Source organism: Nocardia cyriacigeorgica (genome assembly GCF_010868145.1).
In the GTDB taxonomy this organism is placed as follows: Bacteria; Actinomycetota; Actinomycetes; order Mycobacteriales; family Mycobacteriaceae; genus Nocardia; species Nocardia cyriacigeorgica_D.
The window spans coordinates 1-285 of the sequence record NZ_JAAGUY010000085.1; the positions used below are offsets into that span (position 1 = coordinate 1).

A 285-nucleotide genomic window follows, 5' to 3' on the forward strand; every position below is an offset into this window, starting at 1 on the left:
CCGCACCCGGTATGCGCGAGGCGATCCGCGTCGCGATGATCGACGCCGGCGGCTACAACGTCGACTCCATGGCCGCGCCGTGGGATCCCAAGTGGTTGCGCATGGACCCGTTCGTCTTCGCGCCGCGCCTGATCGCCAACAACACCCGCCTGTGGGTGTCGGCCGCCAGTGGCCTGCCGACCGCCTCCGACGGCCCGAGCGTCGGCACCCTCAACGGTATGGCGCTGGAGGCGCTCGCGCTGGTCAATACCCGTGCCTTCCAGGTGCGGATGGCCACCCTGGGCG

The 285-nt window shown here is 70.9% G+C and carries 1 pseudogene; it reads left to right on the plus strand.

From position 1 onward, the window contains the following. Nucleotides 1–285 (plus strand): annotated as a pseudogene (locus GV792_RS28855) (esterase family protein); the annotation flags it as partial.